At 68.1% G+C, this 12,052-nt stretch carries 12 protein-coding genes; 2 read left to right on the forward strand and 10 right to left on the reverse strand.

Translation table 11 applies throughout. The features are described from left to right. Positions 1-97 precede the first annotated feature (97 nt). Positions 98-658 (reverse strand): acyl-CoA thioesterase, encoded by a 561-nt coding sequence (locus B4F19_RS15255; protein WP_228178378.1) that lies wholly within the window; start codon positions 656-658, stop codon positions 98-100. A 132-nt stretch (positions 659-790) separates the two neighbouring features. Between B4F19_RS15255 and B4F19_RS15260 the strand changes: the two genes are divergently transcribed. Together B4F19_RS15260 and cofE are read left to right on the forward strand one after the other, a co-directional pair. Beyond that, complete coding sequence (locus B4F19_RS15260) at positions 791-1,297, forward strand: GNAT family N-acetyltransferase (protein WP_292736070.1); 507 nt, start codon at positions 791-793, stop codon at positions 1,295-1,297. Positions 1,298-1,340: 43 nt separating this feature from the next. Next, positions 1,341-2,132: a coenzyme F420-0:L-glutamate ligase gene (gene cofE, locus B4F19_RS15265; RefSeq protein ID WP_292736085.1), complete on the forward strand. Its 792-nt coding sequence runs from the start codon at positions 1,341-1,343 to the stop codon at positions 2,130-2,132. A 26-nt stretch (positions 2,133-2,158) separates the two neighbouring features. Here the strand turns inward: cofE and B4F19_RS15270 are convergent, their stop codons facing one another. The 9 genes from B4F19_RS15270 to B4F19_RS15310 form a co-directional block, all read right to left on the reverse strand. Beyond that, a complete protein-coding gene (locus tag B4F19_RS15270; RefSeq protein WP_292736073.1) occupies positions 2,159-3,034 on the reverse strand; it encodes a hypothetical protein in 876 nt (291 codons plus the stop codon). Further along, complete coding sequence (locus tag B4F19_RS15275) at positions 3,031-3,708, reverse strand: response regulator transcription factor (RefSeq protein WP_228178375.1); 678 nt, start codon at positions 3,706-3,708, stop codon at positions 3,031-3,033. Before B4F19_RS15275 ends, B4F19_RS15270 begins: the two co-directional genes overlap by 4 nt. Continuing rightward, complete coding sequence (locus B4F19_RS15280) at positions 3,696-4,961, reverse strand: sensor histidine kinase (RefSeq protein ID WP_228178374.1); 1,266 nt, start codon at positions 4,959-4,961, stop codon at positions 3,696-3,698. Before B4F19_RS15280 ends, B4F19_RS15275 begins: the two co-directional genes overlap by 13 nt. A 127-nt stretch (positions 4,962-5,088) precedes the next feature. Beyond that, entirely contained in the window at positions 5,089-6,825 is a 1,737-nt protein-coding gene (locus tag B4F19_RS15285) for a cytochrome b/b6 domain-containing protein (protein WP_292736077.1), read from the reverse strand. Positions 6,826-6,829: 4 nt separating this feature from the next. Beyond that, positions 6,830-7,810: an electron transfer flavoprotein subunit alpha/FixB family protein gene (locus B4F19_RS15290; RefSeq protein WP_292736080.1), complete on the reverse strand. Its 981-nt coding sequence runs from the start codon at positions 7,808-7,810 to the stop codon at positions 6,830-6,832. 10 nt (positions 7,811-7,820) lie between these two features. After that, positions 7,821-8,597: an electron transfer flavoprotein subunit beta/FixA family protein gene (locus tag B4F19_RS15295; RefSeq protein ID WP_292726176.1), complete on the reverse strand. Its 777-nt coding sequence runs from the start codon at positions 8,595-8,597 to the stop codon at positions 7,821-7,823. A gap of 69 nt (positions 8,598-8,666) precedes the next feature. Then, on the reverse strand, positions 8,667-9,455 hold the full coding sequence (locus B4F19_RS15300; RefSeq protein WP_292726178.1) for an enoyl-CoA hydratase-related protein: 789 nt from the start codon (positions 9,453-9,455) through the stop codon (positions 8,667-8,669). Positions 9,456-9,547: 92 nt separating this feature from the next. Beyond that, on the reverse strand, positions 9,548-10,723 hold the full coding sequence (locus B4F19_RS15305) for a thiolase family protein (protein WP_228178369.1): 1,176 nt from the start codon (positions 10,721-10,723) through the stop codon (positions 9,548-9,550). Then, entirely contained in the window at positions 10,720-11,910 is a 1,191-nt protein-coding gene (locus tag B4F19_RS15310) for a bifunctional 2-methylcitrate synthase/citrate synthase (RefSeq protein ID WP_292736082.1), read from the reverse strand. The genes B4F19_RS15305 and B4F19_RS15310 overlap by 4 nt, the downstream gene beginning before the upstream one ends. Positions 11,911-12,052 lie beyond the last annotated feature (142 nt).

Genomic DNA, 12,052 nt, shown 5'->3' on the forward strand with positions numbered 1-12,052 from the left:
CTCCGCAACTCCGCCCCGAATCAGCATCCGGAACGCAATAAACCCCGCCATGAGGCCCGGGGCTGAGGAGTTAGCGACGCCGCGTCCGCGAGCCCGATCAGGCCCAGATGCTGGGTGCCTCGGCCTTGGTGGGCGGGAGGGCAGATGCCGCTGCCCAGTCGTGGATCCAGGACGAGACGTCCGGGGTGTCGTCGGGGCGGCCAACGGCGGCGAAGAACTCGTCGTGGCTGACCGTGCCGCCCGCGCGCTTGAGCATCCGCGACCGGATGATCGCGCGGGCGAAGATCTCGCCGTTTACGACCGCGCGATGCTCCAGATACAGCGCCTTATCGTCGTGACCGATGAAGCGTGTCTCGACGTCAAACCGCTGCCACAGCTGGAGAGACTTACGGAACGAGATGGTCTCGCTCGAGACCACGGCATACCAACCCTGCTCCCGCATCGCGTCGAGCAGGCCTGAGCGCACCAGCAAGTCCCACCGGCCGAGGTCGAACAGCGACAGATATCGTCCGTTGTTCATGTGGCGCAGGATGTCGATATCTGTCGGCAGCGTCGTCAAGCGAATCCGCGCAACGCCCGTGGGTGAGACCAGACCCTCTCGGCGCTTGCGCCACCGGGCTCGCCAGATCACCAGCATCGTTCGCCACATCACGTTCACGAGGGGCGATGCTAGGGGAGAACGCATCGACGGGGTACGCGGTTGTGGGATTTCCACAGCACAAACCCGCCGCATCCGCCCCGGCTTTGCGCCGATTTCTTTTCCGCGTGATCGCCCGCGTAGAGTCTGGCCATGAACGCCGAAACGCAGACGGATGTCATCGTCAGGCCCGTGCGCGATGTCGACGCACAGGAACTCGGTCGCGTCCACGCGACGTGCTGGCACGAGACCTACGACCACCTCATCAGCAGGGCAGCTCTCGAGAACGTCTCACCGAAGAGACTTGCCGAGCTGTGGACGCACTGGGCAGCCCAGGGTGAGGAATACCGCATGAGCGCGGCGCTCGTCGACGGCGAGATCATCGGCTTCGTCGGTTCCGGGCCCGCCCGGGACGAGGATGCTCCGCGTGAGCGCGAGCTGTACTTCATCTATCTGCTGCACCGGTTCCACGGCACCGGTGTGGGCCAGCTCCTGTTCGACGCAGCGATCGAAGAGGGCGAAGGGGTGTACCTGTGGGTCGCCGCTGATAACCCCCGCGCACATCGGTTCTACACCCGAAACGGTTTCGCTCTGGACGGAGCAACCCACGACGAGGCGTTCCTCGGCGAGTCGCTGACTGAGGTGCGCTTCGTCCGGTGACCGCCCGAGGTGACGGCTCGACGCGAACTGAACGTCCGTGACGATGCTGCAGATCTGGGCGCTCGACGGCATTCGCGAGATCGTCGCCGGAGATGACCTCGTCGCTCTGATCGGCGCCGCCGCCGGAGACTCGCTTGTCGACGGTGACATCCTGGTGGTCACCTCCAAGATCATCTCGAAGGCTGAAGATCGATTCGTCGCCGCCGCCGACCGCGAGGAAGCGATCACCGCCGAGACTGTGCGTGTCGTCGCCACGCGGGTCGCGGCATCCGGTCATACCACCCGCATCGTCGAGAACCGTCTGGGAATCATCGCGGCGGCCGCAGGCGTCGACGCGTCCAACACACCCGACGGCACGGTGTTGTTGCTTCCTGTCGATCCGGATGCCTCGGCCCGCGCCCTTGCCGCAGGGCTTCGCGACGTGACCGGCGCCGAGATCGGCGTCATCATCAGCGACACCCTCGGGCGCGCGTGGCGCGAGGGCCAGACGGATGCCGCGATCGGCGCGGCCGGCATCCGAGTGTTCGACGACCTGCGCGGCGGCACGGATGCCGAGGGCCGGCCGCTCGTGGTGACGATGCCGTGCGTCGCCGACGAGCTCGCTGCAGCTGCCGACCTTGTGAAGGGAAAGACCGGACGCACGCCGGTTGCGGTCATTCGGGGACGAAGCGACCTCGTGGGTTCGCTCGAGCTGCCCGGTGCCCGTTCGATCATCCGAGCACGCGAGCACGACATGTTCCACACCGGGGCCGCCGAGTCCTACGCCGCCGGTCGCGCCGCGGGGCTCGCTGCGGCTCGGGAGGCCAGCGGCGGCGACGGAGGGGCGAAGCTCTGAGCCCCACCCCTCCGTCGCTTTTCGCATCAGCGTGCGGCGCGCAGCATCACTTGTCCGGCCGAGACCTCCACTGAGATCGTGCTGTCAGCGCCCGGGTCGCTGCCGAGCTGATTGCGGAAGTTGCCGGCTGAGACATCAGAGGTGACGTCGTACGCCCCGTCGGGAACGACGAGGGTGAGCGAACCCGCGCTCACTCCGGCACGGATGTCGCTGGGCTGAGCCCCACTGAACGCGGCATCCATCGACCCGGCGCTGACCGTCAGGTCCGCGGTGTCAACATCCGCGAGGTTGAGCACTGCGCGCCCCGCAGACAGGTCGACCGACACGTCCTCGGCGGATCCGTCGAGCGTGAGCTCCCCCGCACCGACAGTGAGGTCGACGAGACCGAAGTCGCCGTCGGCGCGCAGTGACCCAGCCGCCATCTGCATGTCGGCGTCGAGGCCCTCGAGACTGTCAGGCAGGACGAGCACGGCGCGGCCGCTGCCGCCAAAGATCCAGCCCATCCCCCATTCCCAGCTCGGGGAGGCGACCGTGAGGGTGTCACCGGCACGCTCGAGCGTCCAGCGATCACCACCGAAGGGTGCGGTGACCTCGAGCTCTGCCTCGTCGACATCCGCGTACTCGACGGTCAACGACCCGGCGTTCAACTCAATCGAGAGCGCGTCGACTCCAGACACGGCGACAGTCGACGAGGCAGTGGAAACGGCAGCTGCCCGGATCGTGCTGAACACCGCACCGACGATCGTGCCGAGCACGATCAGCGCGCCAAGGACGATGATCAGGATCGCGACGACGGTGGAGGATCCGCGTGGTCCGGAAGACGCGGGCTCGGAGCCGGGAGCCGGGGCATCGGGGCCTTGCGGCGAAGTGGGAGCGGGTGGCGGTGTGAGGTTCGTGGTCATGACAATTCTCCCGTCTGGGGCGGCATCCCGCCGTGAGCGATGTGGGCGAGGGCCGCGAGCACCCGCCGGTTGCCGGAGTCGTCCTGCTCGAGTTCGAGCTTCTGGAAAACCGCCGTGATGTGTTTTTCGACGCTGCCCTCGCTGATGTGGAGGGTGCGCCCGATGGCCTGGTTGGACTTGCCTTCGGCGATGAGTGCGAGCACCGTGGCCTCGCGGTCGGTCAGCCGCTGCATCCGCTCATCCCGGGCTCGCCTGCCCAGCAACTGGGCGACGACCTCGGGGTCGAAGACAGTCCCTCCTGCCGCGATGTCGTCGACGGACTCGAGGAACTCGGCCACGTCGGCTACCCGGTCTTTCAGCAGATAGCCGAGGGCGCCGCCGCGTCCGGCGATGAGCTCGCTCGCGTACCGTTCCTCCACATACTGCGAGAGCACCAGGACGGGAAGATCGGGGCGCGACGCGCGAAGGCTGACTGCAGCACGGATGCCTTCATCGGTGCGGGTCGGGGGAAGGCGAACGTCCAGGATGCACAGCTGAGGGTCGAGGTCAGCTACCGCGTCGGTCAGGCCGTCGGTGTCGCCGAGAGCGGCGACCACCTCGTGCCCGGCATCCTCGAGCAGGCGGACCAGACCCTCCCGCAGCAGGACGGAGTCTTCGCAGATCACGATGCGCATGGCAGGCTCACTTCCACGGTCGTCGGGCCGCCGACGGGACTGTCAACGGAGAAGGTGCCGCCGGCGCCGAGAGCACGGTTCGAAATGCCGTCCAGTCCCCCGCCGGGAATGACCTGGGCACCGCCGATGCCGTTGTCTTCGACGCGGGCCCAGAGCACTCCTCCCTCGCGCTGGCGCACCAGCACCCGCGCTTCGGTCGCACGCGAGTGCTTTGCCGCGTTGGTGAGCGCTTCCGCGATCACGAAGTAGGCGGCGGCCTCCGCTGTCGGTGCGCAGCGCTCGGTGATCCTCACGTCGAGCACAACGGGCACGGGCGACCGGGCAGCCAGGGCGGATAGCGCAGCATCCAGTCCGCGGTCGTCGAGCACGGAGGTGTGGATGCCGCGCGCCAGCTGCCGCAGTTCCGTGATCGCCGCCTTCGTCGACGTGTGGGCCTCGGAGATGAGTTCCTTCGCGGCTGCGGGATCGGAGTCGATCTTCTGCTGCGCCAGCCCCAGGGTCATCCCCACCGACACGAGCCGCGGCTGCACGCCATCGTGGAGGTCACGTTCGATCCGGGTGCGCTCGACGTCGGCGGCGCGCACAGCCCCGGCACGCTGCGCCTGGGACTGCCGGGCCTGCTCAGCCAGAAGCGCTTCCCGCGAGGGGATCATGATCGCGCGGGCCAGCACACCGTGCAAGATGGCAAGACCCACGATGGTCGCCAGCGCCAGCAGCGACACGACGATGCCGACCGGGACCGCCCACGCCGTGGACACATCGATCCACGTGCTGCCGAGGCGAACGGCATCCGCTGTTCCGGCGTACAGGGGCGAGAACGCGAGCGCGACACCGGATGCCGTGACGCCGACGAGGCTCAGCACGATCCAGCCGAGGATGGTGGCGATCGCGCCGTTTGCCACAGCGCGCCACATGCCCGGGTCGATGAACTGCAGCCAAATCGTGTGGAGGAAGCCACCGAATCCCGGCTTGGGGCTGCGGCGGGGGCGACGCGCAGGAAGTCCGAAGCGGTAGAGCCCGTCGATGCGCGCGTTCTCGAGCCAACTCAGCGCGAACAGCACGTACACGAAGGCCAGCAGGAAGAGGAGCCCGATCCCGATCACGGGCAGAAGCCCGAGGCCGAGACCCAGAAGCGTCATGAGAATGGCGAACACCCCGGGGCCGATCACACCGAGCGCGGCGAGCTGGGCGATCGCGCCAGCCACGCGCGCGGGCGTCGCGACGGGCCGAGGTGGCGAATACGTTGTCGTCATGCCTCCACGGTAGGTTCCGGCATCCGTTCTTCGCGTCCCTGCCAGCCGGTCGAATCACGGGGGGATAACCCCCGACATCCGGCCGGGCTCGCCGGGTCCTGACGGATGCCGCCCGAACCCGCCCCCGTCAGCGGCTGGACACCGTGCCGAACAGGCGCGCGATCGGAGCCAGCACGAGAGGGCGCGCCGCAACCCACGCTGCCGCAATCACGATCATCGACAGGACGAACAGCCAGAAACCGACCCAGTTCTCGGCGTCAGTGGCTGCGTACATGTGGTTGAGGTTGCGCAGGGCCCCGGTCGCAAAGACCAGGATGACGTGGACGATGATGAACGCGACGAAGTACAGCATCACGGGGAAGTGCACCGTGCGTGCCCACTCGACCGGGTAGGCCCGGTTCAGCGCCTTCGCGTTCTTCGGCCAGATCCCGCTCATCCGCACGCCGGTGATGATCGCAAGCGGGGCTGCGATGAACACCGTCGTGAAGTAGGCGAGCTGCTGCAGTGAGTTGTAGTTGACCCATCCGTTCTCGGTCGGCCAATCCAGCGATACGTACTGCAGCGCCGCCGACAGGGCATTGGGGAACACTTCCCAGCTCGTGGGAACGATCCGCATCCACTGCCCGGTCACGAACAGCAGTACCACGAAGATGAGGCCGTTCACGATCCACAGGATGTCGAGGGCTTGGTGGAACCAGATCGTCAGGCTGACCTTGCCCTTGGGCTTGTTCCGCGGCGCCCAGAACACGCTCGGGCGCTTCTCGGTGCGGATGGTGAGACCCGACCGGATGATCAGCACCATGAGGAACACGTTGAAGAAGTGCTGCCATCCGAGCCACGCCGGGAAGCCCACCGGCGCACCCTCGGGCAGGTGGTACTCGCCGGGGTAGGTCGTAAGGAAGTCCTGCATCCCATCAAGCGAGAGCAGCCAGCGCACCGCAAGCACCGCCATGCCCGCAGCGAAGAGCAGCCCGAGGCCGCCCACGATGACGGCGCCTGCCCACTGCGCCCGTGTGAACGGGCCGACGCGGGCGGGCTCTGGCCGCGGCGCGGGGCGCGTGCGGGCTGATGCCCCCTCCCAGACCGTCGGCGTGAACGGGAGCGGCACGCTGACGTCATGTGCCGGAGCACTGACCACTGAGGTCTCGGCAGGGGCGGCATCCGGGTGCGCTTCGCTTGCCGCAACACGCCGTGCGTCGTCGTCGGAGCCGGCGTTTTCGGGCAACCGAGCCTCGGCGCTGGATGCTGCAATCGCCGCGACCATCTCCGCGGTCGGCCACGGCTCGCCACCCGGAACACGAGGCAGGCCCCGACGTACGGGGCGCGCGGCACCTTCGTTTGCCGCAAACCGCGCTTCGTCCGTCGCCGACGCGGCGTGTTGCGGCAAGCGAGACTCGGGGGCGCCGGATGCCGCATCCGTCACTGCCGTGGCGGTCACTCCCGTGTGTGCTGCAGTTTCGTGCGACTGCTGTGCATCTTCCCGCAGCGCTTGCACAGAAGTGCCGCGCTCGGGGGACGGCGCGGCCGGCGGCCACGGCTCGCCGCCGGGGACGCGGGGCAGACCCCGGCGCACAGCCCGTGAAGCCGGCGCGACTGTGGCGGCATCCGTCGCTGCGGCGACCCCTGCGGGTGCGGCAGTTTCGTGCGACTGCGGCGCATCTTCCCGCAGCTCCTGCGCAGAACTGCCGCTCTCGTGTGAGCCGCCGGCAGGCACGGATGCCGCAGCCGGCGTGGCCGCGGAGGGTGCGGGGGCTTCCGCGGACTCCGCGGCCGCCCCGCCGGGCGTCTCTCCGGCGGGCGGCCAGGGGTCGCCGCCCGGGATGCGGGGCAGCCCGCGCCGCAGGGTGCGCGCGTAGGTCGCCATGGGCTCAGGCCTTCTTCGCCTGCAGCGTCTCGATCAACTGCGGCACGACGGTGAAGAGGTCTCCGACGACGCCGAAATCGGCGATCTCGAAGATCGGGGCGTCGGCATCCTTGTTGATCGCGACGATCGTCTTGGCCGTCTGCATGCCGGCCTTGTGCTGGATCGCTCCGGAGATGCCGAGCGCGACATACAGCTGCGGAGCAACCGAGACACCGGTCTGACCGACCTGCGCGGACTGGGCGATGTAGCCGGCGTCGACCGCAGCACGCGACGCGCCGACGGCGGCACCGAGCACGTCGGCGAGTTCCTCGACGAGAGCGAACTTCTCCTCCGAGCCGAGGCCACGCCCGCCCGAGACGACCTTGGCGGCGCCACGCAGCTCAGGCCGCGCCGAGGTCACGACGACCTCTTCGACAGACCCGATGGTCGCGGCCTTGCGCCCGGATGCCGCCACCTCGAGCTTCTCGGCGACAAGCGGCTGAGCCTCCGCTCGCGCATCGATCGAGCCCTGGCGCACCGTGATGACGGGAGCACCGAAGGTAGCCGCTGCCTCGACGTTGTAAGCGCCGCCATACACGGAGTGGTGCGCCACGATTCCCTCGTCGTCGCGGGTCACGCCGACAGCATCCACGCAGAGCGCCGAACGAGACCGGGCAGCGTACCGGCCCGCGGTCTCGCGCGACTCGATCGAGTGCGACAGCAGCACGGCGTCAGGATTCACGAGCGCCGCGGCGGCAGCCACCGCATCGGTCGCCGGCACACCCAGCGCCGCCCCCTGGCCCTCTGGCGTGGCGGTGAGCACCAGCGCGGCGCCGAGTTCAGCGGCCGTGGGCGCGAGGGTCTCGGCGTGCTCGCCGACGATCAGAGCGACGGGGGTTCCCACGCCGGCCGCAGCACCCAGCAGGCCGGCCGCGCTTGCGGCGAGCGTGCCACCGGGCGTGACATCGAGAACGACCAGAACAGCGTCAGCTGCAATATCCACCATCATCTGCCCCTTAGACCAACCGGTTCGAGATCAGGAACTCGGCGAGCTTCACGCCCGCATCGCCCTCGTCGACGACCTTCACGCCCGCCGCCCGCGGCGGCTTCTGCGCCACCGCGATCATGATCGAGCGAGCAGCATCCGGGTCATCGGCGGTGACGCCGAGGTCAGCGAGTGAGACCGTGTCGACCGGCTTCTTCTTGGCCGCCATGATCCCCTTGAAGTTCGGGAACCGCGCATCGGGCAGCCGTTCGGTGATCGAGATCACGGCGGGAAGAGCAGCGGATGCCGTCATCGACCCACCGTCGACCGACCGCTCACCCGAGACCTCAGATTCGGTGATGGTCACGGAGTTCATGCTCGTGATGCTCGGCACATCCAGCAGTTCGGCGAGCATCGCCGCCATGACCCCACCCGATCCGTCGGTGGACTGGTTTCCCGTGATCACGAGGTCGAACCCGGCCCGTGAGATCGCGGCGGCCAGGGTCTGTGCGGTGAGCCCCAGATCGGCACCCAGCAGCGCGTCATCGACGACGTGCACGGCGGATGCTGCCCCCATAGCGAGCGCCTTGCGCACCGATCCGGTTGCCGACTCCGGCGCCATCATCACGACGACGACCTCGGTGCCGGGGTTGGCGTCCGCGTACGAGAGCGCGACCTCGAGCGAGCGCTCACCGATCTCGTCGATGACGGCATCGCTTGCGCCTCGATCGGCCAGTCCCGTCTCGAGATTCAGTACTCGATCCCCCCACGTGTCGGGGACCTCTTTCACCAGGACGAGAATCCTCATCGCGCTCCTCCTTCTTGCATCGAGTCTATGGTCGCGCCAGCCCAGGGCGAATCCGTGCGGGTGAATCGGTCACCGGCCGGTGAATCGGGGGGCGCGCTTCTCGCGGAAAGCGGCCATCCCTTCCTTCTGGTCGTCGAGGGCGAACAGTGCGGCAAACGCCTGCCGTTCGAACCTCAGCCCCTCGGCAAGTCCGCTCTCCTGTGAGGCGCGCAGGGCTTCCTTGGCCGCGTAGGCCACGGGCAGTGACTTCGCGGCGATCGACTCGGCGACCGCCATCGCCTCGTCGGCAAGATCTGCGGCCGCAACCACTCGGGATACGAGGCCCGCGCGCTCGGCCTCGACGGCATCCATCATGCGCCCCGTCAGGACAAGCTCGGCGGCCTTGTAGTAGCCGATCGCGCGGGTCAGGCGCTGCGTGCCGCCCAGGCCCGGAATGACTCCCAGGGTGATCTCCGGCTGCCCGAACTTCGCGGTGTCGGCGGCGAGGATGATGTCGCAACTCATCGCGAGCTCGCACCCGCCTCCGAGTGCGAAGCCCGAAACGGCGGCGACGATCGGTGTGCGGGCCCGGCCAAGGGCCTCGAGGCCGACAAAGGGGCTGTCGACTGTCATGTCGCGCACCGTCTTGTCAGCCATCTCCTTGATGTCGGCTCCCGCGGCAAAGGCGCGCTCCGAACCGGTCAGCACGATGCATCCGATCTGCTCGTCGGCATCGAGAGCTGCCACTGCCGCGCCAAGCTCGGTGGCGAGGGTCGAGTTCAGCGCATTGAGCGCCTCGGGCCTGTTCAGCTGGATCCAGCCCACGCGACCGCGCGTGTCGACCAAGATCGTCTGGAAATCACCGGTGTTCTCGGTCACGTTCGCTCTCCTTCTTCGGTGTCGCTGGGGCGTGCCGGCCGGATCGATCCTGCCGAATCCACAGGCGGTGTCGCCAACCGATTGTCGGTTGGCTACAGCCGCTCGATGATGGTGGCGTTCGCCATCCCGCCGCCTTCGCACATCGTCTGCAGTCCGTAGCGTCCGCCGCTGTGTTCGAGCGAAGCCAGGAGGGTCCCGAGCAGGCGGGTTCCGGATGCGCCGACCGCATGCCCGAGCGCGATCGCGCCGCCCCACGGGTTGAGTTTGTCGGGATCGGCGCCGAGTTCCCGCTGCCACGCAAGTGGTACTGACGCGAAAGCCTCGTTCACCTCGTAGGCGTCGAGGTCATCGATCGTGAGCCCTGCCCGGTCGAGGATCCTCCGGGTTGCCGGGATCGGTGCGGTGAGCATCATGATCGGGTCATCGCCGACCACGGCAAAGGCGTGGAAGCGGGCGCGAGGCGTCAGGCCCAGCGCATTCGCGCGTTCCTCACTCATAATGAGCGCTGCTGAGGCGGCATCCGTCAGCGGCGACGAGTTTCCCGCGGTGATCCGCCAGTCGACGTCGGGAAAGCGCTCGGCGAGTTCCGGTGTGCGGAACGCCGGCGCAAGGCTCGCCAGCTGTTCGGCGGACGTGCCGGCTCGAATCGTCTCGTCGGCGTCCACGAGCCCGCCCGGCGTGACGACCGGCAGCACGTCGGCCGCGAAACGGCCTGCCGCCGCGGCTTCGGCGGCCCGTCGGTGCGACTGGGCAGCATACGCGTCGAGCTCATCTCGTCCGAGGCCCCACCGCGCCGCGATAAGTTCCGCGGAGACGCCCTGGTTCACGAGGCCCTCAGGGTAGCGGCGACGGATGCCGTCGGCATCCGCACCGCCGGCACCAGCCGAGCCCAGCGGGACGCGGCTCATCGACTCGACTCCCGCCGCGATCACGACGTCATAGGCACCGGCAATGATCCCGTGGGCCGCGAAGTGCACAGCCTGCTGGCTCGAGCCGCACTGCCGGTCGATCGTCGCGGCCGGCACCGACTCGTCGAAGCCCGCCGCAAGAACAGCCTGACGAGCGATGTTGGCGGCCTGGTCGCCGACCTGACTGACGCACCCCATCAGGACGTCATCGATCTGGCGCGACTCGAGCCCGTTGCGCTCGAGGATCGCGGTCAGCGTGCCGGCTGCGAGGTCGACGGGATGCACACCGGAGAGCGCGCCTCCGGGCTTGCCCCGACCGGAGGGCGTCCGGACGACGTCGACGATGACGGCGGTGGTCACTCGGCGGCCTCCTCCGGGCGCTCTTGCACGTTGATCGCGGAGGGGTCGGGCACGTAGCCCTCGATGTGGCGCTCATCGGGGCCGTTGTAGGCCGACAGCGGCCGGATGAGCGCGTTCGAGGCCTGCTGCTCCATGATGTGTGAGGTCCAGCCCACAACGCGGGCAGCGACGAACAGCGGCGTGAAGGTCAGCGTGTCGAAGCCGATCAGGCTGTAGGCCGGACCCGACGGGTAGTCGAGGTTCGGGTAGATGCCCTTACGCGCCACGAACTCCGATTCGAGGGCGTCGTAGAGGGCTGCGACATCCGGGCGGTCGTAGTGGGCGACAAGGGTGTCGAGCGCCGCCTTCATGGTGGGAACGCGCGAGTCACCGCGCTTGTACACGCGATGCCCGAAGCCCATGATCTTGCGCTTCTCGGCGAGAGCCGTGTCGAGCCACGCTGACACGTTCTCGGCCGAGCCGATCTCGTCGAAGATGTGCAGCACTGCCTCGTTCGCGCCACCGTGCAGGGGTCCCTTCAACGCGCCGATCGCACCGACCACGGCGGAGTAAAGGTCGCTGAGGGTCGAGGTGATGACGCGGGCAGTGAATGTCGACGCATTGAATGAGTGCTCGGCGTACAGGATCATCGAGCGGTTGAACGCTTCGACGACGACCTCGTCCGCTTCTTCACCGAAAGTCAGCCAGAGGAAGTTCGCGGCGTAGTCCAGATCGTCGCGAGCTTCGACCGGCTCGAGCCCGTGGCGGCGCCGCTGCCCGTAGGCGACGATCGCCGGAAGTTCGCCGAAGAGACGGATGCTGCGCTCGAGGTTCTGCTGCGGAGTGCCCACCGCGTCCATGACATTCACGATGCCGCGGGTCTCACGCGCCCCGATGACACTGACGGCTGTGCGCACCTCATCCATCGGATGAGCATCGAGCGGGATGAGATCGATCGCGGCCCTCACGTCGGGCTGCAGTGCGCGGTTCTCGCGCTCCGTCTTGCGCAGAGTGGCAAGCTGCTCGTCTGAGGGCAGCTCGCCGGTCCACAGCAGGTGCGCGACGGCTTCGACAGGCTGTGTGGCGGCGAGCTCCTGAACCGGGTATCCGCGGTAGAGCAGGCTGTTGCTGTCGGGGTTGACCTTGCTGACTGCCGTGTAGTCAACGACGACGCCGGCAAGCCCCTTCTTGATGTCGGTGTCGGCCATGCTCACTCCTTCGTGATGGGTGCAGAGACAGTGAAGTTGAAGATGCTCGAGTCGAAGTGGTTGTACTGCTCGTAATCGATCAGGTCGTAGAGGTCGGCGCGGTGCTGCATCTCGTCGAGCCTGTCGCGCAGGTGCCCCTTCG

It is taken from the genome of Microbacterium sp. UBA1097 (genome assembly GCF_002313585.1).
Classification (GTDB): domain Bacteria; phylum Actinomycetota; class Actinomycetes; order Actinomycetales; family Microbacteriaceae; genus Microbacterium.